Annotated in this window: 26 protein-coding genes; 13 read left to right on the top strand and 13 right to left on the bottom strand. The window is 61.5% G+C overall.

The annotated features are described in order from the left end of the window. Positions 1-121: 121 nt before the first annotated feature. From IWX87_RS02235 to IWX87_RS02220, 4 genes are all read right to left on the bottom strand, one after another. Entirely contained in the window at positions 122-2158 is a 2037-nt protein-coding gene (locus tag IWX87_RS02235) for a sigma-54-dependent Fis family transcriptional regulator (RefSeq protein WP_196861891.1), read from the bottom strand. 284 nt (positions 2159-2442) lie between these two features. After that, entirely contained in the window at positions 2443-2832 is a 390-nt protein-coding gene (locus tag IWX87_RS02230) for a DUF779 domain-containing protein (protein WP_196861890.1), read from the bottom strand. 105 nt (positions 2833-2937) lie between these two features. Continuing rightward, the gene (locus IWX87_RS02225) at positions 2938-4458 is read right to left on the bottom strand and encodes an aldehyde dehydrogenase family protein (RefSeq protein WP_196861889.1); all 1521 of its coding nucleotides are present in this window, start codon (positions 4456-4458) and stop codon (positions 2938-2940) included. A 472-nt stretch (positions 4459-4930) separates the two neighbouring features. Next, entirely contained in the window at positions 4931-5911 is a 981-nt protein-coding gene (locus IWX87_RS02220) for an SAM-dependent methyltransferase (RefSeq protein ID WP_196861888.1), read from the bottom strand. Positions 5912-6030: 119 nt separating this feature from the next. Between IWX87_RS02220 and IWX87_RS02215 the strand changes: the two genes are divergently transcribed. From IWX87_RS02215 to IWX87_RS02205, 3 genes are all read left to right on the top strand, one after another. After that, positions 6031-6495: a MarR family winged helix-turn-helix transcriptional regulator gene (locus IWX87_RS02215; protein WP_196861887.1), complete on the top strand. Its 465-nt coding sequence runs from the start codon at positions 6031-6033 to the stop codon at positions 6493-6495. Positions 6496-6566: 71 nt separating this feature from the next. Further along, positions 6567-6986, top strand: coding sequence for an organic hydroperoxide resistance protein (locus IWX87_RS02210; protein ID WP_196861886.1), 420 nt, complete (start codon positions 6567-6569; stop codon positions 6984-6986). 110 nt (positions 6987-7096) lie between these two features. Continuing rightward, on the top strand, positions 7097-8146 hold the full coding sequence (locus IWX87_RS02205; RefSeq protein WP_196862192.1) for a serine/threonine protein kinase: 1050 nt from the start codon (positions 7097-7099) through the stop codon (positions 8144-8146). A gap of 24 nt (positions 8147-8170) precedes the next feature. On the opposite strand, the gene IWX87_RS02200 is transcribed toward IWX87_RS02205, so the two are convergent. Further along, positions 8171-8719 (bottom strand): hypothetical protein, encoded by a 549-nt coding sequence (locus tag IWX87_RS02200; RefSeq protein WP_196861885.1) that lies wholly within the window; start codon positions 8717-8719, stop codon positions 8171-8173. On the opposite strand from IWX87_RS02200, the gene IWX87_RS02195 reads away from it, so the two are divergent. Then, complete coding sequence (locus IWX87_RS02195) at positions 8697-8843, top strand: hypothetical protein (RefSeq protein WP_196861884.1); 147 nt, start codon at positions 8697-8699, stop codon at positions 8841-8843. The genes IWX87_RS02200 and IWX87_RS02195 overlap by 23 nt on opposite strands. Positions 8844-9222: 379 nt before the next feature. Here the strand turns inward: IWX87_RS02195 and htpG are convergent, their stop codons facing one another. Together htpG and IWX87_RS02185 are read right to left on the bottom strand one after the other, a co-directional pair. After that, complete coding sequence (gene htpG / locus IWX87_RS02190) at positions 9223-11112, bottom strand: molecular chaperone HtpG (RefSeq protein ID WP_196861883.1); 1890 nt, start codon at positions 11110-11112, stop codon at positions 9223-9225. Between the two features lie 13 nt (positions 11113-11125). Further along, on the bottom strand, positions 11126-11512 hold the full coding sequence (locus IWX87_RS02185; RefSeq protein WP_196861882.1) for a hypothetical protein: 387 nt from the start codon (positions 11510-11512) through the stop codon (positions 11126-11128). A gap of 28 nt (positions 11513-11540) precedes the next feature. Between IWX87_RS02185 and IWX87_RS02180 the strand changes: the two genes are divergently transcribed. Beyond that, a complete protein-coding gene (locus tag IWX87_RS02180) occupies positions 11541-12818 on the top strand; it encodes a sorbosone dehydrogenase family protein (protein ID WP_196861881.1) in 1278 nt (425 codons plus the stop codon). Positions 12819-12905: 87 nt separating this feature from the next. After that, entirely contained in the window at positions 12906-13226 is a 321-nt protein-coding gene (locus tag IWX87_RS02175) for a cytochrome c (protein ID WP_231374556.1), read from the top strand. A gap of 56 nt (positions 13227-13282) precedes the next feature. On the opposite strand, the gene IWX87_RS02170 is transcribed toward IWX87_RS02175, so the two are convergent. After that, entirely contained in the window at positions 13283-14119 is an 837-nt protein-coding gene (locus IWX87_RS02170; RefSeq protein ID WP_196861879.1) for a pseudouridine synthase, read from the bottom strand. Positions 14120-14374: 255 nt separating this feature from the next. Between IWX87_RS02170 and IWX87_RS02165 the strand changes: the two genes are divergently transcribed. After that, the gene (locus tag IWX87_RS02165; protein ID WP_196861878.1) at positions 14375-14935 is read left to right on the top strand and encodes a DUF2244 domain-containing protein; all 561 of its coding nucleotides are present in this window, start codon (positions 14375-14377) and stop codon (positions 14933-14935) included. Between the two features lie 282 nt (positions 14936-15217). Here IWX87_RS02165 and IWX87_RS02160 read toward each other — a convergent pair whose 3' ends face one another. Beyond that, complete coding sequence (locus tag IWX87_RS02160) at positions 15218-15670, bottom strand: DUF305 domain-containing protein (RefSeq protein ID WP_196861877.1); 453 nt, start codon at positions 15668-15670, stop codon at positions 15218-15220. Positions 15671-15983: 313 nt separating this feature from the next. Between IWX87_RS02160 and IWX87_RS02155 the strand changes: the two genes are divergently transcribed. The 6 genes from IWX87_RS02155 (at position 15984) to IWX87_RS02130 (ending at position 21858) form a co-directional block, all read left to right on the top strand. Further along, a complete protein-coding gene (locus tag IWX87_RS02155; protein WP_196861876.1) occupies positions 15984-17486 on the top strand; it encodes a DUF4331 domain-containing protein in 1503 nt (500 codons plus the stop codon). 10 nt (positions 17487-17496) lie between these two features. Next, complete coding sequence (locus IWX87_RS02150; RefSeq protein WP_196861875.1) at positions 17497-17754, top strand: hypothetical protein; 258 nt, start codon at positions 17497-17499, stop codon at positions 17752-17754. A 282-nt stretch (positions 17755-18036) separates the two neighbouring features. Further along, entirely contained in the window at positions 18037-18300 is a 264-nt protein-coding gene (locus tag IWX87_RS02145) for a heavy-metal-associated domain-containing protein (protein WP_196861874.1), read from the top strand. A 179-nt stretch (positions 18301-18479) separates the two neighbouring features. Then, positions 18480-18944, top strand: a complete 465-nt coding sequence (locus tag IWX87_RS02140; RefSeq protein WP_231374557.1) for a hypothetical protein — start codon at positions 18480-18482, stop codon at positions 18942-18944. An 11-nt stretch (positions 18945-18955) separates the two neighbouring features. Beyond that, positions 18956-19402, top strand: coding sequence for a DUF302 domain-containing protein (locus tag IWX87_RS02135; RefSeq protein ID WP_255532109.1), 447 nt, complete (start codon positions 18956-18958; stop codon positions 19400-19402). A gap of 89 nt (positions 19403-19491) precedes the next feature. Next, positions 19492-21858 (top strand): heavy metal translocating P-type ATPase, encoded by a 2367-nt coding sequence (locus IWX87_RS02130; RefSeq protein ID WP_370583752.1) that lies wholly within the window; start codon positions 19492-19494, stop codon positions 21856-21858. 133 nt (positions 21859-21991) lie between these two features. On the opposite strand, the gene IWX87_RS19990 is transcribed toward IWX87_RS02130, so the two are convergent. From IWX87_RS19990 to IWX87_RS02110, 4 genes are all read right to left on the bottom strand, one after another. After that, positions 21992-22168: a hypothetical protein gene (locus IWX87_RS19990; RefSeq protein WP_196861872.1), complete on the bottom strand. Its 177-nt coding sequence runs from the start codon at positions 22166-22168 to the stop codon at positions 21992-21994. A gap of 27 nt (positions 22169-22195) precedes the next feature. After that, on the bottom strand, positions 22196-22786 hold the full coding sequence (locus tag IWX87_RS02120) for a c-type cytochrome (RefSeq protein WP_231374558.1): 591 nt from the start codon (positions 22784-22786) through the stop codon (positions 22196-22198). Then, a complete protein-coding gene (locus IWX87_RS02115; protein WP_196861871.1) occupies positions 22776-23978 on the bottom strand; it encodes a sorbosone dehydrogenase family protein in 1203 nt (400 codons plus the stop codon). The genes IWX87_RS02120 and IWX87_RS02115 overlap by 11 nt, the downstream gene beginning before the upstream one ends. A gap of 367 nt (positions 23979-24345) precedes the next feature. Then, positions 24346-25071, bottom strand: coding sequence for a Crp/Fnr family transcriptional regulator (locus IWX87_RS02110; protein WP_196861870.1), 726 nt, complete (start codon positions 25069-25071; stop codon positions 24346-24348). Positions 25072-25138: the final 67 nt, after the last annotated feature.

The following is a 25138-nucleotide window of genomic DNA, read 5'->3' as shown; positions in this document are numbered from 1 at the left end:
CGCTTATCCTGAATTCCTCAACAGCTATTAATTCAGTAGCAATAAAAGCCAATCGTCCAGAGAAAATCCGGGGTAATTTCGCGCTGACCGACACCCCATAGCGCAGGACGACGGCACAGCATCATTTCCAGACATCCGGCGGCAGCTGGTCTTTTTTGCGGTAGATGGTATTGCGCGAAACCCCGAGCGCCTTGGCAGTAGCCGACACGTTGCCCTGGTGCTGGCGCAGCATCCGGGCCATGGCGGACAAGGCGACATCCTGCAGGCTGTGACCAGCGGCTTCGCAGACCGGCCGTTCATGCACCGGGACATGCCGAATCTCCGGGACGGCGCTGGCGGCCGGCGTTTTCTCCAACGGCTGGCCGGCGGGCGGTTGCGCCAGTTCTTCAAGAAAGTCGTCGGGCAGGTGAATGCGCTCGATCAGCCCCTCGCAGCCGATCATGACCACGGCAGTGCGCAGCAGGTTGTGCAACTGGCGGAAGTTGCCAGGCCAGTGGTAGGCGCGGAACATGGCCTGCACGTCGGCCGCCAGCCCGACCTTCGCACCCTTGTCGCACAGGCTGCCGATGATCTTGCTGAGGACCAGATCAAAGTCGGTTCGCTCGCGCAGCGCCGGCAGGCGCACCACCAGACCGTTCAGCCGGTAATACAGGTCTTCCCGGAACTCGCCGCGCGCGATCATGTCCTTGAGGCTTTTATTGGTGGCGCACACGATGGCAATATCGACGTCCACTTCCCTGCTGGCGCCGAGCGGACTGACGCGGCGGTCCTGCAGCACGCGCAGCAGGCGTGCCTGCAAATGCCGGGGCATGTCGCCGATTTCATCGAGAAACAGGGTGCCGCCGTTGGCCTGCTGGATTTTGCCGATGGCGCCTTTCTTGCGCGCCCCGGTGAAGGCGCCGTCCTCGTAGCCAAACAGTTCGGACTCGATCAGGGTTTCGGGAATGGACGCGCAATTGACCGACACAAAGGGCTTGGCAGCCCGGTCGGAGTCGCCATGAATGGCCTGCGCCATCAGGTCCTTGCCGGTGCCGGTTTCTCCCAGGATCATGATCGGGATGTCGCGCCCGCGCACCATGCGGAGCTTGCGGATCACTGCCGACACCTGCGGGTCGCCGGTGTCGAGGTAACGCAGCGTGGACAACTGCAGCTTGCGCGTCGCAGTGTTCCGGTTGATGTCCGGGTCGGCCGGCAGGCCTAGCGCGGCGACATGGCTCGCGTCGTGACCCCCAAACCACTGCACTGCCTGCTTGATTCTGACCCGGCAGGACACCGTCACGCCGTTGTGCAGGCACATTGCATGCAGCCGGGGAATACCGCCCCGGCAGAGCTCGTAAAGTTGCGACATGGCAATGCCGAACAGTGACGAAAAAGTGTGTGCCTTCAGCGCGTTGTGGGACAAGCCCAGCTGGAACTGCGCGCTGCGGTTGGCCGACAGGAAGTGCCCTTCAGGGGAAAACACCACGATGCCCTCGACCAGCGTGCCGATGAATTCGGGACGGCTGTGGAAATGCAGGCGCACAGCCTTCGGGAAGATGTCGGCGAACATGTGGTTTTCAACCATTTGCGCCGTCATTCGCACCAGCGCCATCGTGTGCGGGTGAACGCTGCGGTGGTCGCCGCTCACGTCCAGCGCCCCGATCAGCTGGCCGTAGGGGTCCATGATGGGTGCGCACGAGCAACTCATGAACTTGTTGGCGTTCATGTAGTGCTCGCCGCCATGCACCATGACGGGCAGCTCCTCGCGCAGCGCGGTGCCGATGGCATTCGTGCCTTTGCTGTCTTCAGACCAGTCCACGCCGGGCGTCAGCGCCACCTGCGAGGCCTTTTCCAGAAAGTCGCTGTCGCCCAGCGAGTGCAACACCACGCCCTTGGCCGACGTCAGCAGCACCATGCTGTGGGTGTTGGCGATCTGCCCATACAGCGTTTCCATGGCGGGCGCGGCATGCAGCATCAAAAAACGGTTTTCTTCCACCGTCTGCGTCAGGACGATTTGGCTGGGCAGAGAAAAATCGGGGGGGTCGGAACTGGCAATACCGAAGGACTGCGAACGCTGGTGAGACGCGTCGATCAGCACGCGCTTTCGTTCGTCTTCTGTTTCGTAGCCGCTTGGCGAGTCTGCGCGGGAAGGTGAATAGCGGGTAGCCGGAATGCTCATCCTCCTCTCCTTGAATTGCGTGTGCGACCTGCGCGAAATATGGCGCGAGACCTTTTGGTGTCCTTGCCTTGCGATTCGGCCCGGCCCGTCTTACGGCGGACGAATGCTTGGAACGACCCCATTCTGCAACACGACAACAAAGGCGCACAACAGCACCAACCCTTGAGCCCAAAGAAGTTCTCGCCTTTTTCTGGCGATTCAATCAAACGCGAATGTGTGACCTACCGGCACACGCAAGGCATCAATCCCGCCAAAGCTGGCTTGCCTTGAACCAGGTCAGAGATTCACAAGGCTTGTGCCCCGGATTGCGCGGCATCCTGCCTTTCGATTTCTTCCAGTTCCGCTTCGGTGAAGACCCGCGAACGCGTGTGAAACGCCTTGCCCTCGGGGCCTTCGAGCGAGAACGTGCCGCCATGCCCGTCAATGACGTCGATGATCAGCTGCGTGTGCTTCCAGGACGCGTACTGCGACTTGCCGATGTAAAACCGCGCACCGCCGATCTCGCCCAGAAAGACATCGCCTGCGCCCATCGTGATCTCGCCCGGCAGGTAGCAATTGGCCGCACTGTTGTCGCAGCAGCCGCCGGACTGGTGGAACATGACGGTGCCATGTTTCGCCTGGAGCTGCTCGACCAGTTCGAGCGCCGCCGGGGTGGCAATGACTTTTTCAACCATCTCGATCTCCCGTTAAAACACCATGAAACGCAAAAAGGGACGGTTGCCCGTCCCCGTGAATGCTGCGCGGCCTTGGGCCGACCGTTCAGCAACAGGTCAAAAATATCAGAAGAACCCGAGCTTTTGCTCGCTGTAGCTGACCAGCAGGTTCTTGGTCTGCTGGTAGTGGCCCAGCATCATCTTGTGGTTTTCACGGCCCAGACCCGATTCCTTGTAGCCGCCAAACGCCGCGTGCGCCGGGTAGGCGTGGTAGCAGTTGGTCCAGACGCGGCCGGCCTTGATGGCGCGGCCCATGCGGTAGGCGACATTGCCGTTGCGGCTCCACACGCCGGCACCCAGGCCGTAGAGCGTGTCGTTGGCAATGGCCAGCGCATCGGCCTCGTCCTTGAAGGTGGTCACGGCCAGCACCGGGCCAAAGATTTCCTCCTGGAAGATGCGCATCTTGTTGTGGCCCTTGAACAGCGTGGGCTTGACGTAATAACCGCCTTCGTAATCGCCGCCCAGCTCGGCCTGCTCGCCGCCAATCAGCACCTCGGCGCCCTCCTGGCGACCCAGTTCGAGGTAGGACATGATCTTGGTGAGCTGCTCCTTGGACGCCTGCGCACCCATCATGGTGTCGGTGTCTAGCGGGTTGCCCATCTTGATGGCGGCGACGCGCTGAAGCACGCGCTCCATGAAAGCGTCGTAAATCGATTCCTGGATCAGCGCACGCGACGGCGCGGTGCAGACCTCGCCCTGGTTGAAGGCAAACAGCACCAGGCCTTCGATGGCCTTGTCCAGGAAACTGTCGTCCTTGTCCATCACATCGGCAAAAAAGACGTTGGGCGATTTGCCGCCAAGCTCCAGCGTGGCCGGAATCAGGTTGTTGGCCGCTGCCTGCGCAATCACGCGGCCGGTCGAGGTGGAGCCGGTGAAGGCGATCTTGGCGATGCGCTTGCTGGTGGCCAGCGGCATGCCGGCTTCGCGGCCGTAGCCATTGACGATGTTGAGCACGCCGGCGGGCAGAAGGTCGGCAATCAGTTCGGCCACCAACAAAATACTGATGGGCGTGGATTCGGCGGGCTTGAGCACCACGCAGTTGCCGGCGGCCAGCGCCGGGGCCAGTTTCCAGGCGGCCATCAGGATCGGGAAGTTCCAGGGAATGATCTGGCCGACGACGCCCAGCGGCTCGTACAGGTGGTAGGCGACGGTGTTCTCGTCGATCTCGCTGATGCCGCCTTCCTGCGCGCGGATGCAACCGGCGAAATAGCGAAAGTGGTCAATGGCCAGCGGAATGTCGGCATTCAGCGTTTCGCGGATCGGCTTGCCGTTGTCCACGGTTTCGGCCCAGGCCAGCAGTTCGAGGTTGGCTTCGAGGCGGTCGGCCACCTTGAGCAGCACGTTGGAGCGCTCGCCTGCAGAGGTGCGGCCCCATGTGTCGGCGGCCGCATGGGCGGCGTCAAGGGCGCTTTCGATGTCTTCGGCGGTGGAACGGGCGACCTGCGTGTAAGGCTTGCCATTGACCGGGCTGATCACGTCGAAGTACTGCCCCTTGGCCGGCGCAAGCCACTCGCCGCCGATGAAGTTGTCGTACCGGGCTTTGTAGGTGTGCGGGGCGTCCGGGGCGCCGGGTGCTGCGTAGATCATGGGTCTCCTTTTTCGGGTCAATGGCGAAATGGCCTTCCTTGCGGGTACTGCATCAGTATCAAGGAACGTGCCAGCGGGGCGAAGACGGAAAACCCGCATTGCTCGCCCGTTTCCCGGATATTTCGCTATCCTTTTGCAGCCCTTGCCTCACGGCGCACAGGCCATCGGATCAATTTTGCTCCTTAATTCATAGCTGCTTGCATCTACTGAAATTGCGCCAGAGCCATTTTTAATCAAAAATAGCTTTCACTGAATCAAAACCAAAGCGCTCTTGCGCAGTTTGTGTCACATGCGCCGGCTTGAGGCGCCATGCAACGTTCCGTTCCGAGACACCTGTGACAAAACAGAACACTCACCGGCCGCCTGCTTTTTTTAGCTTTCGCTTCACGCACGGCTGTCGCCCACACCGACTGGGTACTTTGGGCAGCACTGGTTTGCGCGTGCTGATGCAGAATTCCGCCCCGGCCAGCTGTCACGCTGGCCCGGCGTCCCCGGCCGCCACCGCGAAGCGCGCCGTCAACTCGCCCAGGCCCAGTTCGGCCAGCACCTGCTGCAAGCGCGTCTGCGCGGCGCGGGTCTTTGCCGCATGGGCTCCGTTCGACAGGGCCGGGCGGCTGGCCAGAATGAGTTCGTTTTTCATCGAATGCTCCCAGCCAACCAGTTCGGTCACCGTGACCTGGTAGCCGTTGGCCTCCAGCTGCAGGCAGCGCAGCACGTTGGTGATCTGGCTGCCGAATTCGCGGGTGTGCAGCGGATGGCGCCACAACTCGGCCAGCGGGTTCTTGTTCAGGTTCAAGGCGCGTGTTTTTCTCAGCACGCCGGCCACCTCGGCCTGGCAGCAGGGCACCAGCACCATGTGGCGCGCCTGCTTGGCCAGGCCAAAGGCGATGGCGTCGTCGGTGGCGGTGTCGCAGGCATGCAGCGCGGTGACGATGTCCACCTGCGGCGGCAGGTCGGCGGCGCTTGTGGCTTGCTGCACCGACAGGTTCAAAAAGGACATGTTCGCAAAACCCAGCCGCAGCGCCAACGCGCGCGATTTTTCCACCAGTTCGGCGCGGGTTTCAATGCCGTAGACATGGCCGTTGACCTTTTCGCCCTGGTGCGCCACGTTGAAGAACAGGTCGTACAGGATGAAACCCAGATAGGACTTGCCGGCGCCGTGGTCGGCCAGCGTGAAGCCGTGGCCGTTGGCCGACACTTCCTTCAGCAGCGGCTCAATGAACTGGTACAGGTGATAGACCTGCTTGAGCTTGCGCCGCGTGTCCTGGTTGAGCTTGCCTTCACGGGTCAGGATGTGCAGCTCCTGCAGCAGCTCGATTGACTGGCCGGGCCGGAGTTCTTCAATCACCTGGACCGGCTTTGCCGCATGGGCGGCAGCCAGGGCCTTGCGCGAAGTCTTGCCGGTGGATTTGTCGCTGGGTTTTACGGGGGTAGGTGAACTGGATTTTTGCATGGCCATCCAGTTTAGCCGCGTGCTGTTTTTGCAGCCTTTGCCTGCCCCAGGAGGATCCCGTGCTTGAGTTTTCAGCAACCAAATTGCACGTAATTAAGTTGTGTGCAATAATAAAACCCATGTCCGATCAATCCCCGACCGATACACAGGCGAAAGCCGACGCCATGCTGCTGCTGGACAACCAGTTGTGCTTTGCGCTGTATTCGACCTCTCTCGCCATGACGCGGCGCTACCAGCCGCTGCTGCAGGCGCTGGGCATCACGTATCCGCAGTACCTGGCGCTGCTGGTGCTGTGGGAGCGCGACGGCTTGTCCGTGTCCGAACTGGGTGAGCGGCTTTTTCTCGATTCGGGAACGCTCACGCCCTTGCTCAAGCGGCTTGAATCGGCGGGTCTGGTGTCGCGCCTGCGTGCGGTTGATGACGAGCGCTGCGTTCACATCACGCTGACGCCTGCCGGCCGTGCGCTGAAGGCGCAGGCCGCCAACATCCCCGACTGCATCCGGCGCGCCACCCATTGCACGACATCCGAACTGCTATCGTTGACACGGCAGGTACAAGCCCTGCGCCAGCAATTGCGGGCCTGAGCATATAGCCTCAATCCCCCTATTCCGATTTTTCAACCCGCCCCGATTCCGGGGCATTTCCAAGGAAACGCATGACCACGAAACTTGACCAGGTGCTTTACACCGCCCAGACCAACACCACCGGCGGCCGCGACGGCCAGGCCAAATCCAGCGATGCCCGCCTGAACGTCAACCTGAGCTCGCCCGGCACCACCGGCAACGGCACCAACCCCGAGCAGCTGTTTGCTGCCGGTTATTCCGCCTGCTTCATCGGGGCGATGAAGGCCGTCGCCGGCACGAAAAACATTACTTTGCCCGCCGACATCAGCATTGACGCCAGCGTGGACCTGGGCAAGATTCCGAATGGCTACGGCATTGCCGTTCGCATGGAAATTTCCCTGCCCGGCATGGACGCTGCCGCAGCGCAAGACCTGATTGATGCCGCGCACCAGGTGTGCCCGTACTCGAACGCCACACGCGGCAACATCGACGTGACGCTGACGCTGAAATAAGCGCGCAGGCCCAGGCCGCACCCCAGGCCCGCCCGCTTGACAACCGGCGGGCTTTTTTGCGCCTGCCGCTGGCGCTTGAAACAGGCCCTGCGGTGGGGCCACAATCGGGCATGACCGATTACAACAAGGCGCCTGCAGCACGCCACGACATCCATGTTTACGAACACCTGACGCCCGACGTCGTGCTGGACGCGCTGGCCAGCGTCGGATTGGTCGGCGACGGCCGCCTGATGGCGCTGTCCAGCTATGAAAACCGGGTGTACCAGGTGCACCTGGAAAGCCCCGTGGGCAGCGCCGAGCGGGCAGGCGAGATCGTGGTGGTCAAGTTCTACCGTCCCAAGCGCTGGAGCGACGCGCAAATCCTGGAAGAACATGCGTTTGCCGCCGAGCTGATGACCGCTGAAATCCCGGTGGTCGGCCCTTTGCTGCTGAACGGCACGACGTTGAACCCCTTCAACGACTTCAGCTTCAGCGTGTCGCCCAGCCGTGGCGGCCGGCGCCCCGAGCTGGACAACCTTGACGTGCTCGAATGGATTGGCCGCTTCCTGGCGCGCATCCACACGGTGGGCGCGGGCCGGCCTTTCGAGCACCGCCCTGCCCTGAACCTGCAGACGTTTGGCAACGACTCGCGCGATGCCCTGCTGGCGGGCGGCTACCTGCCGCTGGACATGGAGTCACGCTGGCTCAAGGCCTTCGACGAAGCCATGGTGGTTGCGAAAGGTGTGTTCGACAGCGTTCCGCAGGCGCGCCAGTTGCGCCTGCATGGCGACTGCCACCCCGGCAACATTTTGTGGACGCCCGAAGGCATGCCGCTGGCCGGGCCGCATTTTGTCGATCTGGACGACGCGAGGAGCGGCCCGGCGGTCCAGGACTTGTGGATGCTGCTGTCGGGCGACCGGCCCCAGCAGCTGCGCCAGCTGGGCGCGCTGGTCGATGGTTATGACGAATTCGGCCAATTTGACCGGCGCGAGCTGGTGCTGATCGAGCCGCTGCGCACGCTGCGCCTGGTGCATTACAGCGCCTGGCTGGCGCAGCGCTGGCACGACCCGATCTTTCCAATCAATTTTCCGTGGTTTGGCTCGAGCGACTACTGGAAAGGCCAGGTGGACATGCTCGTCGAACAGACCGAGGCGATGCAGGCGCCGCCGCTGGTGGCCTGAGGCGGCGAGGCGGCGATTTCGCCTTCAGTGGCAGCCGGCACTACCTTGCAGGCGCTGACGTCGCCTGGGCAGGCACAGGCTGAGCGCCTTGTGGATGCGCCTGTCCATGCCTGAGCATCCGCCGGCCCACCGAGCCAGGGGCTGGTGCATGGCAGCGATGCTTTGCCTGGCGGAAGTCGCCAGCGCCTGGGCCGCTGCGCCGGCAGACGCTTTGGCCCGTGCGGCAATCTCCGGCACGCTTGCCGAGCCGCCCCCCCCCTGCTGGTGCCGGTGCAGGGCATTACCCCCCGCGAGTTGCGCGACACCTTTGGCGATGGCCGGGAAGGCGGCCACGAGGCCATCGACATCCTGGCGCCCACCGGCACGCTGGTGCTGGCGGCAGACGACGGCCACATCGCCAGGCTGTTCCTCAGCAAGCCCGGCGGCATCACCGTCTACCCGTTCGACCCAAGCGGGCGACTCGCCTATTACTACGCACACCTGGAACGCTATGCCGACGGGCTGGCCGAGTGCCAGGCGGTACGGCGGTACGGCGGTACGGCGCGGCAGCGTGATCGGCTGCGTTGGCGCCACCGGCAATGCCAATACGGACGCGCCGCATCTGCATTTCGCCATTTTCTGGCTCGGCCCCGAAAAGCAGTGGTGGAAAGGCGAGCCGGTCAACCCCTTCCCCTACCTGGGCGGGCGCCAGCCTTGAAGTCGGCTTGCCAATGCGCCTTCATGGCACCCTGAAAATGGCCATAATGCTATTAATTAAATAGCTGCTTGCGTTTTACTGACGGGCGCCAATGGCATTTTTAATGATGTACAAGGCAATTCTTCAGCGCGCTTTTCAGGGGAAAGCGCAAGACAGGTATTGCGCTAATCCGGGGCTCTACTGTCATCCCGGGCTCGACCCGGGATCCATGCCTTTTCCCAAGGCGGCGTCATGGATTGCGGATCCCCGGATCAAGCCCGGGGCATACTCAATCCGCAATAAAAAAGAGAATGCGAAGCGCTTCAGGGTACTGAATAGTTACCAAAAAAAAAGGCCCCGGCGTGATCCGGGGCCTTGTGCATTCAGTGCGGTGACGCGTTCACACCAGCAGCGCATTCACCCGGCGCACATAGGCCGCCGGATCCGCCGGCATGCCGCCTTCGGCCAGCAGCGCCTGGTCGAACAAGATGTTGGCCAGGTCGTCGAAACTGGCCGATTCGCTGCTCGCTTCGAGCTTCCTGACCAGCGGATGCTGGGCATTGACTTCCAGAATCGGCTTGACTTCTGGCACGCTCTGGCCAGCCTGCTTGAGCATGCGCGCCAGTTGCGTGGACATGTCGCCGTCCTGCACCACCAGACACGCCGGTGAATCGACCAAGCGGCTGGTGGCGCGCACGTCGGACGCCTTGTCTTTCAGCGCTTCCTTCAGCTTGTCCAAAATTGGCTTGAACTGGGTTTGCGCTTCTTCGGCGGCTTTTTTCTCGTCCTCGTCCTGCAGCTTGCCCAGATCGACCGCGCCCTTGGCGACCGACTGCAGTGGCGTGCCGTCAAACTCATTCAGGTAATTCAGCGCCCACTCGTCGACCCGGTCGGCCATCAGCAGCACCTCGATGCCTTTCTTGCGGAAGATTTCCAGCTGCGGGCTGTTCTTGGCGGCGGCCAGCGTGTCGGCGGTGATGTAGTAAATCGCGTCCTGGCCGTCCTTCATGCGCGCCTTGTAGTCGGCAAAGCTCACGCTGGTGGTGTCGGTGGTCGAGCTGGCAAAGCGCAGCAGCTTGGCCAGGCGCTCGCGGTTGGCATGGTCTTCGCCCAGGCCTTCCTTCAGCACCGCGCCGAATTCGGCATAGAAGGCCGTGAATTTTTCCGGCTCGTTGTTCGCCAGGTCCTCGACCATCGACAGCACGCGGCGGGTGTTGCCTTCGCGAATGGCTTTGACGGCGCGGCTTTCCTGCAGCAGTTCGCGCGACACGTTCAGCGGCAGGTCGGACGAATCGACCACGCCTTTGACAAAACGCAGGTAGCTGGGCAGCAGCGCCTGGGCGTCATCCATGATGAAGACGCGCTTGACGTAGAGCTTGACGCCGGCGGCCTTGTCGCGCTGAAACATGTCCATTGGCGCCTTGGCCGGGATGAACAGCAACTGCGTGTATTCGGTCGCGCCTTCGACGCGGTTGTGCGTATAGGCCAGCGGCGCTTCGCTGTCGTAGCTGATCTGTTTGTAGAACTCGGCGTAATGCTCGGGCGTGATGTCTTTCTTGGCGCGCGTCCAGAGCGCGGCGGCCTGGTTCACGGTGTCCCATTCGCCGGTTTTGGCCATCTCGCCCGGCTGGTCGTTTTCGCCTTCCTTCCACTCTTCTTTTTCCATCATGATGGGCAGCGAAATATGGTCGGAATACTTGTTGATGACGCTTTTCAGCTTCCAGGCGTTCAGGTACTCGCTGGCGTCTTCTTTCATGTGCAGCGTGATGCTGGTGCCGCGTTCGGCGCGCTCGATCTCGCCGACCTCGAATTCGCCCGTGCCGTCGCTGACCCAGCGCACGCCTTGGGCTGCAGGCAGACCGGCGCGGCGGCTTTCGACGGTGATCTTGTCGGCGACGATGAAGCCCGAGTAAAAGCCGACGCCGAACTGGCCGATCAGCTGCGAATCGGCCTTCTGGTCGCCCGACAGGCTGGACACGAAGTCGCGCGTGCCGCTCTTGGCAATCGTACCGAGGTGGTCAATCGCCTCCTGCTGCGACATGCCGATGCCGTTGTCGGTGATGCTCAAGGTTTTGGCGGTGGCATCGAAGCTGACGCGCACCTTCAGTTCGCTGTCGTTTTCGTACAGGCCGGCGTCGTTCAACGATTCAAAGCGCAGCTTGTCGCAGGCATCCGAGGCGTTGGAAATCAGCTCGCGCAAAAAGATTTCAGGGTTGGAGTACAGCGAATGCGTGACCAGCTTGAGCAGCTGTGCAACTTCGGCTTGAAAGGGACGGGTTTGTTTTTGCATGGGTTTGGCTCAGTCAGGATGAATAAAAGACAGCGCAACAGATGCGCCCGCAACCCGCTATTTTCAACCCTGCGCCAGCCAGTGGCCGCAGCGGCCGTGTCCGGAAACTTGTTTTTATGCAAAATATATCGATTGCGCAATACCGGCGGGCATTTATAGCTATTTTTTCAATAGCAGCTGAATCGCGCTGATGTTTCTGGGCGAAGCCGCTGCGCCTCTGGCGCAACTTCAAACCGGCAGTGTCCGGCGCGGTGGTTATCTGCCGTTTAGCAAGCTTTTTCAGACGGGTATTTACCCGATTGGTATTTACCCGAAACCGTAGCGCATCCAGGCATCGAGCTATTGATTTTTTGGAAATGATGGCGGTTAATGAGACGCCATGCTGTGTGGCTTCATGCATTGACAAAACCATCTAAACAGGAGACTTCATGAAAGTTGCGAAATTGTTGCTTGCGCTGGCGGCGGGTGGGCTGGCGCTGGGGGCTGCGGCCCAGGCACCAAAGGACAATATTGCCAATCTCAAGCAAATGAAGGTGTCGGGCACGGACCTGAACATTCCGTCGGTTCCCCAGGAAGGCAAGAACGCCGATGCGATTCGCGCCAACCTGAAAAAAATCAAGCTGCCGCCGGGCTTCAAGATCGATTTGTATGCCGTGGTGCCCGATGCGCGCCATATGGCCGTCGCGCCATCGACCAACATGCTCTTTGTCGGTACCCGAAAAACCACGGTCTGGGCTGTGACCGACCGGAACAGCAGCGGCACGGCCACCGAGGTCAAGGCTTTTGCGCCTTCGCTCAATTTCAAGGTGCCCAATGGCGTGTGCTGGACCAAGGACGGTTTCCTGGTGGTGGTGGAGCACAACCGCGTGCTCAACTTCCCGGCGGCCGAGTTTTTCTATGAAGGCCCGGATGTCGCCGTGATTGAAGTCGTGGGCCAGGGCAATCTGATTCCGGTCGAGGAAGAGTCCTACAACCACGGCGCCCGCACCTGCCGGGTTGGCGACGATGGCAAGCTGTACATCACCCTGGGTCAGCCGCACAATGTGCAGCCCGCCGGCAAAGTGGATCTGTACGACAAACTGGGCATTGGCGGCATTATTCGCATGGACGCGTTTGATGGCTCCAAGCGAGAAGTGTTTGCCCGGGGCGTGCGCAACTCGGTCGGCATGGACTTCAATCCCAAGGACAAAACCTTGTGGTTTACCGACAACCAGACCGATGGCATGGGTGATGAAACCCCTCCGGGCGAGCTGAACCGCGCGACTGCGGTTGGCCAGCACTTTGGCTACCCTTACTGGGTCGGCAAGGTCAAGGTGGCCGGCTCGTCAGCGGCACTTGATCTCAAGGACATGAAAGAGCCTGCCAAGGCGGTGTTTCCCCAAGTCGAGTTTCCAGCGCATCAGGCGCAATTGGGGATGAACTTCTACAACGGCAAGCAGTTTCCAGCCAAATTCCAGGGAGGCATGTTCGTTGCTGCCCATGGCTCATGGAACCGCACCAAGGCCACTGGAGCGCTAATCAACTTCGTTCCTGTCAACGCCGATGGCTCGGCTGGCAAATCCGAGGTATTCGCCGACGGCTGGCTTGACAGCGAAACTGGTGTTTACCGCGGTCGCCCGGTGGATGTGGCGCCGATGAAAGACGGCTCGCTGCTGATTTCGGATGACTATGCGGGCGCCATTTACCGCGTAACCTACGCTAACTAACTGACTTTCAAAGACCCGGTGTTCAGGCTGGCGCAACCAGCCTGAACGGGTCTTTTCATGGGCTACCCAGGAATTAAAAAAATGAGAATGCTGAAGATTCTGCTTGCACTGGGGGCCTCCTGCGCCCTGACGCTTGCAGCAGCCGCCGACCTCGAGGCCGGCAAAGCCAAGGCCGATGCAGCCTGCGCGGTCTGCCATGGCGTTCAAGGCGTCGCAACGCTGCCCAATGCGCCCAATTTGGCAGGCCAACCCCAGATTTATCTGACCGAGCAACTCAAGAATTACCGCAGTGGCAAGCGCACCCATGAGGTCATGAGCGTGATTGCAAAACCCCTGAGCGATCAGGAGATTGACGACCTATCGGCTTGGTACGCCTCTTTGGCAATGGTTCTGCGCGACAGCAAATAGCCAGCCAGTTTCGTTTTAAATACCGATCTTGTATAAATCCTAAGCTAGCGCCCGTCTCAGAACTGCTCGTGCGGCGCCAGGTAGCGCCACTGGCCAATCGGCAGGTGGCCCAGGTTGACACGGCCGATGCGTACGCGTTTCAGGCCGGTGACAAACAGGCCGACCTGTTCGCACATGCGGCGAATCTGGCGCTTCTTGCCTTCTTTCAGCACAAAGCGCAGCTGCTCGGGGTTTTGCCAGCTGACCTGCGCCGGGCGCAGCAGCTTGCCGTCCAGGCTCAGCCCGTGGCACAGCGCGGCCAGCCGCTCCGCCGGAAACGCCGCCTGCACGTTGACGTTCTCATGCCCGTAGCTGACGCGCACCAGGTATTCCTTTTCCATCTCCGAGTCCTCGCCGATGAGCTGGCGCGCCACGCGGCCGTCCTGCGTCAGCACCAGCAGGCCAATCGAGTCGATGTCCAACCGGCCGGCCGGCGCCAGACCGCGCAGTTGCTCAAAGCCCCAGCGCATGCGGCTGTTGCATTCGCGCCAGCGGTTTTCCGGCTGCACCAGCGCAACGGCAGGCTCGTGGCCGTCCTCGGCCTGGCCGCTGACGTAGCCGACCGGCTTGTTGATCAAAATGGTGACCTGCTGGCGCTGCTGCTGCTCGGCTTCGCGGGCAACGTCGATGCGCGCAGTGGCCGCCACCGGCTGGCCCATCACCGCAGGCACGCCGTTGACGCGCACCCAGCCCCGGGCAATCCAGTCGTCGGCCTCGCGGCGAGAGCACAGGCCCAGGTCGGCCATGCGTTTGTTCAGGCGGACCGTTGGCGCGGGCGCATTGGCATCGGCCGGCACGGCGCGCACACGCACGGCGCCGGAAGCGGGAGGTTTGGGGAAATTTTGATCGGACATGGCTGGACGGTATTTTAGGACGGCCCTTGCCCTGGCCTGTCAGTCTGCACGGGGAACGTGGTTTTTCGCCCAGTTGCCTTTGCAGTTGGCCTGGGTGGGGCGGGCTGCGGCAACCCGCACAGCCGCGTGACTTGGGGCCGTTACCGACAGCGCATTTACTTTTTGCCCGGCGCAGGTATATTTTGCGTTCCGCTGCGCCAATGCAAACCCTGCGCAGAAGCCGGAGCTGCTGCCGCCACCTCATCGACCCACGCCATGAACGCTTTTTCATCCACAGAAGCCGACCGTCCGCCTGCGGCAGATGCCGGCGTTGACCCGCCCCGCTGGCGGCTCAAACGGCGCTGCGCGCTGACGCCGCGCCAGCTCTTGATGAGCTTTGTTGCGCTGGCAATGTTCAGCACAGCCGTTGCCCTGCCCTTCGGCTGGTACGGCGTGTGGATGATTCCCCTGTGGTGCCTGCTGGAGATCAGCGTGGCCGGAACGCTCTACCTTTTTTATATGGTGCATGCGGCAGACGGCGAGCAGATCAGCTTCGGTCCGGATGGCCAGCTGGACATCGAGGTGGTGCGCGGGCTGAACACCCGGCACTACTGCATGAACCCGGCCTGGGCCCGGCTGGAGCGCGGCGGTGCCCGAAAGGACCGCTTGTGGCTGTGCTGCAGTCCGCTTCGGATCGAGGTGGCCACGCAACTCGGCGCCAGTGAAAAGCGCCGGGTGGAGCGTGAGCTGAAGCTGGCGCTGGCAGAAAGACGCAGCGGCATGGACCGCGTGCTGTATTTTCCAACGCCGGTCCAGCCCGTGGTGATTCGCTCCTGAATCAATAGCTGCAAGTTCTTTGTGGGCTTGCGGGTAAGCCATTTTTTGCTTGAATTTGAATAATGCACAGGCCGTTCACAAGCCTGAACCCGATGACTTGCCCACGCTCGCATCTTCGCCCGCTAAGCGAAAACAGGAATGCAGGCCAACGGAGGTCATTCACCCTGTACCGTGATGTCATTCCGAACCGCTGCGCAATCCTGACAAATTTCAAGTCTCGGTTAGTGCTTGCCAAAAATCTTCCGCCCCTGAAAACAGGGGGCCCAAGATGACGTATCAGGCTCAGCGCCTTGCGTCGATGTCCCGGATGAGCTGCTTCATCTCTGCAATCTCGCGGACCTGGGCTTGGGCAATGCCATCGGCCAGCTTGCGAACTCTGGGGTCGGAGATGCGGGCGCGCGTGCTGGTCATGATGGCAATTGAATGGTGGGGAATCATGGCGCGCATGTACGACACGTCATCGACCGTCGCCTGGCTTCGGACCAGCCACAACGATCCGGCAAAGACCACGGCACTGACCACCGCAATGCCCAGGTTGGCGCTGCGATTTTCAAGCATGTGGGTCATGAACGCCAGCATGACGATGGCCATGGTGGCGCCCATGAGCAAGGCCATGTACGCCCGCGTCTCGCTGAAGAACACATGGTCCAGCTGGTAGGTGTTCAGGTACATCAGACCGAACATCACAAGGGTCGAGACGACGATCATCGCCACAAAACGTCGATAGGGATTCATTTGCCTTCACCTGTGAAAGTTTGCATCTTCCCACCGCACTGCACAGACAGGCGTAGCCAAAAGTCGGCTACGCCTGTAGGCTTGCATGGAACGACCAGCCACCTGTTGAAGGGGCAATCCAAGGGCATGTTTTGCGCCAGCGTTGCACGCTGGATGGGCGCGTTTGTCTTGATGAAGCAGTCAATGATCAGTGATTACTGATTGCTGATCAGCAATCTGTCCTATTCGCGCTGGAAAGGACTGCCTACAAAAATCAGAGCAGGGGCATCAACACCATGAAGGTGGAATTTTTCCATCTTTTCAGGAGACACACATGCCCGGTTTCGCCAAGAAAAACGTTTTAGCCGCTGCGGTTATCAGCGCTCTCGCGCTTGCCAGCGCTTTGCCTGCGCAGGCTTCCAGCCACCGTGAAGCACCGTTCATCACCAACCAGCCCAAGGTGGACGGCACTGACCTGTATATGTTTCGCAGCTACGAGGCGGGCCGTCAGGACTACGTGACGATGATTGCCAATTACATTCCTTTTCAGGATCCGCAAGGAGGACCGTTTTTTTACCAGTTTGACCAAAACGCCTTGTACGAAATTCATGTTGACAACGTGGGGGATGCAAAAGAGCACCTGACGTTCCAGTTCCGGTTCAAGAACACCTCGAAGAAACTCACCCTCAAGGTGGGTGACAAGGATGTGCCGATTCCGCTTATCAATTCCGGTACTGTGAGCGAAGTCAACGATGCGAAGCTCAATGTGCGTGAAACCTACACCGTGGACCTGGTCAGGGGCGACCGCCGCAGTGGCTCCAAGACCAGCCTGACAAACGCAGCCGGCGGCGGGACCGAATTCGACAAGCCGGTCGACAATATCGGTGACAAGACATTTTGCGGCGCCACCTGTTACGAGGTCTATGCCAACAAGCACATCTACAACGTCGCGATTCCTGGTTGCGCCGCGCCAGGGCGCGTTTTCGTCGGCCAGCGCAAGGAGCCGTTTTACATCGCCGTTGGCAAGATTTTTGACCTCTTCAACCTCAATCCGCTGGGCGCTGAAGTCAACGGCAATAAAAACGACCTGGAAAACAAGAACATCAGCTCGATTGCCCTGGAAGTGCCGATTTCCTGCCTGACCACGGCAGGCGAGCCGGTCATCGGGGCCTACACCACGGCCAGCGTTCGGCAGGGACGCCTGATCAATCCTTCGCCCAAAGGCCTGAACAATGCCACCAAGGAAGGCGGCCCCTGGGCGCAGGTGTCCCGCGTCGGCATGCCGCTGGTCAACGAGGTGGTGATCGGCATGGATGACAAAGACCGTTTCAACGCGTCCAAGCCGTCGGGCGACGCGCAGTTCATCAACTACGTCACCAACCCGACCTTGCCTGCCGTGGTGCAAACCTTGTTTCCCGCAGCCAAGGCGCCCACCAACTTCCCGAGGACCGACCTGGTCACAGTGTTCCTGAAAGGCCTTGAAGGCCTGAACCAGCCGAAAAACGTCGTTGCTTCGGAAATGTTGCGCCTGAACACCACCATTGCCCCGGTTGCCCCGGCGGCTCAAAATCCGCTGGGCGTGGCAGCGAACGACAAGGCCGGTTTTCCGAACGGACGGCGCCCTGGCGACGATGTGGTGGACTTGTCCCTGCGGGTGGCCATGGGTGCGCTGTGCGCATTGACAGGTGCCGGGGACACCCTCAAGGTAGGCTGCAAGCCTGCCGATGCACCGGCAGGCGCGCTGCCCCTGACCGACGGCGTGCGCAAGGATGCCACCACGTTCAAGTCAGCGTTCCCGTACCTCAACACGCCAATTCCCGGCAATTTCAACAACTAAGGAAAAAATGATGAACCATCAGCTTTTTTTCAAGGGCGCCGCTGCCGTGGCACTGGCTTTGGCACTGGGCGCCTGTGGCGACGGTGGCACGACGGTGGGTGGCGGTGGAACCGGTGGCGCAGGCGGCGGGGGCGGGCCATCCGGCTCCTTCATTGCTGCGGTCAATGCGCTGATTGCCAGCACGTCCGAGACACTGGAGCCCCGGGAGATCGAGTCCATCGGCGTGACGTCCCCGGAAGACACCGAACCTGCGGCGCTGAACAGTTGACAAGCCTGCCACCGGCCTTGTCTGGCATCACGATCGGGCGACGGCGAGGCGACGGCGAGGCGACGGCGCCATGGCCTGAAGCCTGCGCATCAAGCTGGTCCGGACGCAGCCCGGCCATGGATTGACTTCCATGGCCGGGCGCTTTCATGCTGGCAACGGTCAAGGTGCATTGCCGCATACCCGTACTGCCAGGGGGGTCGCCAAGGAGCGTCGCTTGACCTTCCCACGGTGGAAAGGTCGAAAGTACCTCTTTTCCAACCCGTTCCCATCAAGGACCCACCCATGAACACGTTTGAAGTCAAGGACATGACCTGCAGCCATTGTTCCAGCACCATCACGAAGGCAGTGAAGGCGCGGGACCCCGGCGCCACCGTGCAGATCGACATCAGCGCCCACCGCGTCCAGATCGAATCCGACACCGTCCCTGCCGGGCAATGGAGCGATGTCATCCGGCAAGCGGGCTACACCCCCGTGGCCATTCAGGACGGAGCCCAGGCTGCGGCGCCCGCGGCCGCACCGGTACGCAAGGGCTGCTGCTGCGGCTGAATCGTGACGTCGGCGCCCTGACTGAACTGCCTGGGTGTAAGCTGCCGCACAGACGCCTTGAATCTTCAGGTTTACAAGCAAGCCATTGCCTGGCGTGTCGATTCGATGTCAGACAGACCCGGCCGTATTGCCTGCATTGCTGCGATTTCATTCTTCATACCTACTCCGGGAGCCTTCACATGTTGTCACTTCGCGCACTGGCCTTTGCAGCCGCCGCCTTCACCTTCGGCCTTGCCGGGTGTGCCCAGACATCCGTCGACCGGAATGCACCCCCTCCCCATGCCGCGCCCGCTGCGGGCATGCCCATGGGCGGTTCCGGTGAACACATGGCCCGCATGGATGAGCAGATGAAAACCATGCATTCCATGCACGACAAGATGATGCAGTCCATGACGCCCGAACAGCGCAGCGCCTTGATGGCCGAGCACATGAAGGTCATGCAGGACAGCATGGCCATGATGGGCGGCATGATGGGAAAAGGTGGCATGGGTGGCATGGGCGCCATGTCGGGCATGCATGGCAAAGGCGCCATGGAAGGGGGCATGGGCATGGACCGTCAGATGATGGAAAAGCACATGCAGATGATGCAGTCCATGATGCAGATGATGACCGACCGCATGCCGCCAGCCCCGGCCAAACCTTGAAGGAGTACGCAATGAACACCCCCCGGCCTCCGGCCACGACCCCTCCCGGTGAATCCTACGGCTTTTATTGCACCCTGGCGGACATGCGTTTTCCCGAGGCCATCGCGCGGGTCACCGACGCACTCATGGCCGAAGGATTCGGCGTGCTGACGGACATCGACATCCAGGCGACGGTGAAAGCCAAGCTGAATATCGACATGCCCGCTTACCGCATCCTGGGCGCCTGCAACCCGCCGCTGGCACATCGTGCCCTGACGGCCCAGCCGGACATCGGACTGCTCCTGCCGTGCAACGTCATCGTGCGGGAAGAGGCCCACGGCGGCCAGACGGTGGGGTTCATGGACCCGGTGGCGGTGATGCAAATGACCGACGACCCCGAGGTTGCCAAGGTGGCGGCTGAAGTCCGGGCGCGTCTTGAACGCGTGCGTGCGGCGTTGGCCGCTCCTGTCCCCACCTGAGCTTCGCGCCGGTCTGCGCCTGTCGGGCCGGATCGGCCATTCATCCTGTGCGGCCGTGGCCGCCCCTTCAGAAGGAACCCTAGATGGACATGCCTGTCACACCATTGCCGAGCGCAGCCCCCGCAAAAACGGATCCCCTTCACGGTGCGCCGGAAGGAGCCGTCAAGCTGAAAGACCCGGTCTGCGGGATGGACGTGACGGCGGCGTCGCCGCACCATCTGGCGCACGAAGGCAGGCCTTACTACTTCTGCAGCGCCCGATGCCAATCGAAATTTTCGGCCGATCCGTCGGCCTACACCGCCAAGCCGCCTGCACCGAGTGCACCGTCGAAGGCAGCGCCGGCAGGGACGATTTACACCTGTCCGATGCATCCCGAGATCCGGCAAGACCATCCGGGCAATTGCCCGATATGCGGCATGACGCTGGAGCCCGTCATGCCCACCCTCGACGATGACGAGAACCCCGAACTCGCGTCCTTCACCCGCCGCTTCTGGTGGACGCTGCCGCTGACAGTGATCGTCACGACGCTGGCCATGTTCGGCCACCGGCTGGGCTGGTTCGACATGGTCACGCAAAGCTGGGTCGAGCTGGTTCTGTCCCTGCCGGTGGTGCTGTGGGCGGGCTGGCCGTTCTTCGTGCGCGGCGCGCAGTCGGTGGTGAACCGGAGCCCGAACATGTGGACCCTGATCAGCCTGGGCACGGGCGCCGCCTTCGTCTACAGCGTGGTCGCGACGCTGGCGCCTGGTGTCTTTCCGTCTTCGTTCATCTCGATGGGCCGCGTGGCGGTCTACTTCGAGGCGGCGGTGGTCATTATCTCGCTGACACTGTTCGGCCAGCTGCTCGAATTGAAGGCGCGGTCCAAGACATCGGCAGCCATCAAGTCACTGCTTGGCCTGTCGCCCAAGACGGCGCGCCGCGTGCAGCCGGACGGCCGCGAGGAAGACATTCCCCTGGCCGACGTGCACGAAGGCGACAGCCTGCGCGTTCGCCCCGGCGAGAAGGTGCCGGTCGATGGCGTAGTGCTCGAAGGCAGCAGCGCACTGGACGAATCCATGCTGACGGGCGAGCCGTTGCCGGTGACCAAGCGGGTCGGCGACAAATTGATCGGCGCCACGCTCAACACCAGCGGCGCCTTGCTGATGCGTTCCGAGCATGTTGGCTCGGCGACCGTGCTGTCGCAGATCGTCCAGATGGTGGCGCAGGCGCAGCGCTCCAAGGCGCCGATGCAGCGCATGGCCGATGTCGTGGCCGGGTATTTTGTCTATGGCGTTGTGGGCATCGCGCTGCTGACCTTCTTTGCCTGGGGCTTCTTCGGCCCGCAGCCGAGCTGGGTCTATGGCCTGATCACCGCGGTGACGGTGCTGATCATTGCCTGCCCGTGTGCGCTGGGGCTGGCCACGCCGATGTCCATCATGGTCGCCACTGGCCGCGCCGCCACGCAGGGCGTGCTGTTCCGGGACGCCGCCGCCATCGAGAACCTGTGCAAGGTCGACACGCTGATCGTCGACAAGACCGGCACGCTGACCGAAGGCAAGCCGGCTTTCGAGGTGGCGCTGGGTGCCAATGGCTTCAGCGAAGACGAGGTGCTGCGCCTGGCCGCCAGCCTGGACCAGGGCAGCGAGCACCCCCTGGCGGCCGCCATCGTCAACGCGGCACGGGAGCGCAAGCTGGCGCTGGAAAAAGCCGAGGACTTCGATTCCGCGTCGGGCATCGGTGTGAAGGGCGTGGTCGGCGGCAAGTCGCTCGCCATCGGCAACACGACGCTGATGCAGCAGCTCGGCATCGACGTGGCACCCCTGGCCGACCGGGCCGAACAACTGCGCAGCACGGGCGCCAGCGTCATGCACTTGGCGGTGGATGGCCAGCTGGCAGGGCTGCTGGCGGTGTCCGATCCAATCAAGGCCAGCACCGAAGAAGCCTTGATTTCGCTGCGCAAGTCGGGCCTGCGCATCATCATGGCCACCGGCGATGGCCTGACCACCGCGCAGGCCGTGGGCAAGCGCCTGGGCATCGACGAGGTGCATGGCGAGGTCAAGCCGCAGGACAAGCTGCATTTGGTCGAACGCCTGCAAAAGGAAGGCCGCATCGTGGCGATGGCCGGCGACGGCATCAACGACGCCCCGGCGCTGGCCAGAGCCGACGTCGGTATTGCGATGGGCACCGGCACCGACGTGGCCATGAACAGCGCGCAGCTCACGCTGGTCAAGGGCGACCTGCGCGGCATCGCAACGGCGCGGGCCCTGTCGGTCGCCACGGTGGCTAACATGAAGCAAAACCTCGGCTTTGCCTTCATCTACAACCTGCTGGGCGTGCCGCTGGCCGCCGGCTTGCTGTTCCCGTTCACCGGCTGGCTGCTGTCGCCGATGGTCGCTGCGGTGGCCATGAGCCTGAGCTCGGTCTCGGTGATCAGCAATGCGCTGCGGCTGCGGATCACGGCGCTCAAACCGGACGAATGATCTAACCGGGCGGGATGGGAAGGCTTTTGCGTACCTGATAACCGTTAACGACAGTTTTCGAAAGGCCACGTCTGTGCATGCAGGGCAGTTGCTGAATTTCAGGCGACCAGCCGGTAGCCCTCGTCGGTTTCCGTCAGCAGGCACTGCGGCTGGGCCGGGTCAAGCTCCAGTTTTTACTGCAGGTGTTGTAGCGGTAGGGCTCGCGCTTGAATGCCGTGCCGTCAACTTTGTCACTGCGCATTTTGAGCAGGTCCTGCACCGCCATGACAAACCATGGCGGTACATCACCAACGTGCAGTTCACCAGCCACGGGGTTGTATTCCCCAGTGGCAGGGTGCTATTTGAAATTGGCCAGGAAATGGGCCAGATCGTCAAGATCGTCGTCTTTTAGTCCATACAGGGACGCGGCCATGATGGTGTCGCGTCCGAGGCCAGGGTGGTCGCGGAACTGCTTCATCGAGTAGACCAAAAACGCTTCCTGCTGCCCTGCCAGTCTCGGGATCTGCTGGCGCCCGGTATAGTCCGGCAAGTGGCAGCTTGCGCACAACATTTTTTGGGCGGTAGCCTGACCGCGCTGGTAGGTCACGCTGTTGACAGGCTTGGGTTCCCGTACCGGCGTCTGCGCAGAAAAATAGCTTGCCAGCGCCACAAGCTCTGCATCTTTCAGCCCATCCAGCACCCCTTTCATTTGCGGAATATCGCGCAGGCCTTCCCGGATCAGCACCATCTGGTTTTCAAGAAACAGCTTGGGCTGGCCAGCCAGCGAGGGGTTCAAGGGAATCTGCGAGTTGCCTTGTGCGCCATGGCAGGCCATGCACAGCGGCAGTTGCGGGGGTTGCTGGGCCTGGCCAGGAACCAGGTAAAAAAGCAGGGCGACGGCTGACAGCGCCCTGCTGATGGTCAACGTGCCTGATCGCTTACTTGGCATACGAAATGCGGTATATCGCGCCAAGTTGCTCATCAGAGAGCAGCATGGAACCATCGGGCATTTGCAGCATGTAGGTCGGGCGGCCCCAGAAGGCTTGGGTTTTTTCGTCCAGGAAACCCGTGATGAACGGGGTGACCTTCGGATTTTTACCATCGGCGTCCGTGCGAACCATGACCACGTCGTAACCGCTTTTCTGGGTGCGGTTCCACGAGCCTTTGCGGGCAACGAGCATTGCATTCTTGTACTCGGCCGGGAACATGTTGCCGGTGTAAAACTGCAAGCCCATTGCGGCTGCGTGGGCGCCCATGCCTTGCACGTACGGCGTCACGCCCTCACACGGCTTGTCCTTCTTGATGTCGGGATCGGCAATGCCACTGGCGTGACAGTACGGAAAACCGAAGTTCTGGCCCACCTTGCTCAGGCGGTTGAGTCCGTCTTGCGGGCTGTCGTCGCCCATCCAGTCCCGACCGTGGTTGGTGAACCAGAGTTCCTTGGTCACAGGATGCCAGTCAAAGCCTTGCGTGTTGCGCACGCCGGTCGCAATCACTTCCATGTTCGAGCCATCGGCATCGTAGCGACGGATCTGGGCGTACTCCTGGGTAGGCAACTCGCAGATGTTGCAAGGCGCTCCAAACGGAACATACAGCTTGTCATCCGGGCCGAAACGCAGGTACTTCCAGTTGTGGTGCTGTTCAGGCGGCAAATTGAACTTGGCGGTCAGGTCAACCGGCTGCACATCGGGGTTCTTTTCTATGCCGTCATAACGCAGCACCTTGTCGATGGCCATGACATAAAGCGCACCGTTGTGCATGGCGACGGCCGGCTGGTTCAGCTTGTCAACGACCACGCGGCTGGTGCGCTCGGTGCCGTTGTCGGTGATTTCATACACGCGGCCAAGTGCACGCGTGCCGACGTAGATTTTTCCACTCTCGCCGCGGGCCATGGCACGGTTTCCAGGTGTGCCCGACGACCAGACTTCTGCCTTGAAACCGGGCGGCAGCTTGAGCTTCTGGATCGGGATGTCGTCCGCGGCGGTGGCCGTGAATTTGCCGGCATGGGGCGCGAGCTTCGAGCTGGCCATCTCGCCTGTCATGCCTTGCTTCCAGATCGGCGGGGGCGGGGCAGCTTGTGCGAACGCCTGGCCAACGCCGAAGGCGAGTAGTGAGCCCATCAAGGCAAAGTTTTTGATCATTTTTTGTCTCCGTTAATCGGTTTTGTTTGGGGTTTAGCTCGTTGTCCATTTTTATAATAGCACCGGCCTGGCGGCACCAAGACCTCCGGAAACCGGCATTGCCGGCTTGAAACTCAACGTACGCATCCTGGCGATGCGTCATGAAGCACGTGACTTTGACCATCGGAATTGAACATTAAAAAGTCAGCTTCTCGGAGCAAGAAAGCGCTGTCTGGGTCGTTGCGCTCCCGGCCAACGCCGCATTTTCGGCGGTCATCGGAAACGGCAACCAACGCAAACGCGGCCCTCTGAAAATTGCTTCGCAACACGACAACAAACGAAATTAAAGCTACTTTTTCAATAGCTGTAGTTGCCCGCCGATATTGCGTCAGGACTGGTTTTTATCCTGAAATATGCTGGACCGCAGTGCGGCAATGTCGAGTACGCGCAAACCGCCGTATTCGACGCGAATCGTGCCTTGCGCCTCCAGGGTTCGCAGCGACTCGTTGACACGCTGGCGCGACAGGCCGACCAGGTAAGCCAGTTCTTGCTGCGTGATGCGCAGCACCTCTCCCACGCCCGGATAAAGCACCGGGTTGAACAGCGCGGCCAGGCTGCGCCCCACGCGCAAGTCGGGGTTGCTCATGCGGTCAATCTCGCGCGCTGAAATGAACTGACCCAGGCGCTCGTTGAGCTGGTTCATCACAAAACGGTTAAAGCCGATCGAGTGGTCAAGCAGCCAGTGAAAACTGTCAATGGGCAAGCCGGCCACCACGCTTTTGCGCAGCGCCTGGATGTTGTAGCGGTACGGCTCGCGCTTGAGCGCCGTGCCTTCGCCAAACCAGCCGCCGGGCGGCATGCCGGCAAAAGTCATGGTGATGCCCTGGGCATTGTCCGAACTCATCTTGAGCAAGCCTTCGACCACGCCAAACCAGTAGGTCACAGGCCTGCCCACACGGCAGACGTAATCGCCCGCGGCCGCATCGCCCACCTGCAGGCTCGCCACCGCGCGCAGCCGTTCATCGGGACGCAGCAAGGGCAGCCAGGGAATGCCGCGCAACTCGTCTGGCGAGGGAGTTCGGCGGCGCTGGTGAAGGGTCAGGTCAGTTGACATGGGTCATGAAAACACCTGGATGTCATGCAGGCGTCAAGTTAAACCCTTAAATTGTCGGCCAAATGCT

Origin of the sequence: Polaromonas sp. CG_9.7, from assembly GCF_015752205.1 — a bacterium.
In the GTDB taxonomy this organism is placed as follows: domain Bacteria; phylum Pseudomonadota; class Gammaproteobacteria; order Burkholderiales; family Burkholderiaceae_C; genus Polaromonas.
The sequence above is the reverse complement of the archived record's forward strand: the minus strand, read 5'-3'. Positions and strand labels throughout refer to the sequence as shown.

Coding starts and splice junctions, on each gene's coding strand:
- IWX87_RS02235 (WP_196861891.1), bottom strand. CDS start 2,158: ATGAGCATTCCGGCTACCCGCTATTCACCTTCCCGCGCAGACTCGCCA.
- IWX87_RS02230 (WP_196861890.1), bottom strand. CDS start 2,832: ATGGTTGAAAAAGTCATTGCCACCCCGGCGGCGCTCGAACTGGTCGAG.
- IWX87_RS02225 (WP_196861889.1), bottom strand. CDS start 4,458: ATGATCTACGCAGCACCCGGCGCCCCGGACGCCCCGCACACCTACAAA.
- IWX87_RS02220 (WP_196861888.1), bottom strand. CDS start 5,911: ATGCAAAAATCCAGTTCACCTACCCCCGTAAAACCCAGCGACAAATCC.
- IWX87_RS02215 (WP_196861887.1), top strand. CDS start 6,031: ATGTCCGATCAATCCCCGACCGATACACAGGCGAAAGCCGACGCCATG.
- IWX87_RS02210 (WP_196861886.1), top strand. CDS start 6,567: ATGACCACGAAACTTGACCAGGTGCTTTACACCGCCCAGACCAACACC.
- IWX87_RS02205 (WP_196862192.1), top strand. CDS start 7,097: ATGACCGATTACAACAAGGCGCCTGCAGCACGCCACGACATCCATGTT.
- htpG (WP_196861883.1), bottom strand. CDS start 11,112: ATGCAAAAACAAACCCGTCCCTTTCAAGCCGAAGTTGCACAGCTGCTC.
- IWX87_RS02185 (WP_196861882.1), bottom strand. CDS start 11,512: ATGCATGAAGCCACACAGCATGGCGTCTCATTAACCGCCATCATTTCC.
- IWX87_RS02180 (WP_196861881.1), top strand. CDS start 11,541: ATGAAAGTTGCGAAATTGTTGCTTGCGCTGGCGGCGGGTGGGCTGGCG.
- IWX87_RS02175 (WP_231374556.1), top strand. CDS start 12,906: ATGCTGAAGATTCTGCTTGCACTGGGGGCCTCCTGCGCCCTGACGCTT.
- IWX87_RS02170 (WP_196861879.1), bottom strand. CDS start 14,119: ATGTCCGATCAAAATTTCCCCAAACCTCCCGCTTCCGGCGCCGTGCGT.
- IWX87_RS02165 (WP_196861878.1), top strand. CDS start 14,375: ATGAACGCTTTTTCATCCACAGAAGCCGACCGTCCGCCTGCGGCAGAT.
- IWX87_RS02160 (WP_196861877.1), bottom strand. CDS start 15,670: ATGAATCCCTATCGACGTTTTGTGGCGATGATCGTCGTCTCGACCCTT.
- IWX87_RS02155 (WP_196861876.1), top strand. CDS start 15,984: ATGCCCGGTTTCGCCAAGAAAAACGTTTTAGCCGCTGCGGTTATCAGC.
- IWX87_RS02150 (WP_196861875.1), top strand. CDS start 17,497: ATGAACCATCAGCTTTTTTTCAAGGGCGCCGCTGCCGTGGCACTGGCT.
- IWX87_RS02145 (WP_196861874.1), top strand. CDS start 18,037: ATGAACACGTTTGAAGTCAAGGACATGACCTGCAGCCATTGTTCCAGC.
- IWX87_RS02140 (WP_231374557.1), top strand. CDS start 18,480: ATGTTGTCACTTCGCGCACTGGCCTTTGCAGCCGCCGCCTTCACCTTC.
- IWX87_RS02135 (WP_255532109.1), top strand. CDS start 18,956: ATGAACACCCCCCGGCCTCCGGCCACGACCCCTCCCGGTGAATCCTAC.
- IWX87_RS02130 (WP_370583752.1), top strand. CDS start 19,492: ATGCCTGTCACACCATTGCCGAGCGCAGCCCCCGCAAAAACGGATCCC.
- IWX87_RS02120 (WP_231374558.1), bottom strand. CDS start 22,786: ATGCCAAGTAAGCGATCAGGCACGTTGACCATCAGCAGGGCGCTGTCA.
- IWX87_RS02115 (WP_196861871.1), bottom strand. CDS start 23,978: ATGATCAAAAACTTTGCCTTGATGGGCTCACTACTCGCCTTCGGCGTT.
- IWX87_RS02110 (WP_196861870.1), bottom strand. CDS start 25,071: ATGTCAACTGACCTGACCCTTCACCAGCGCCGCCGAACTCCCTCGCCA.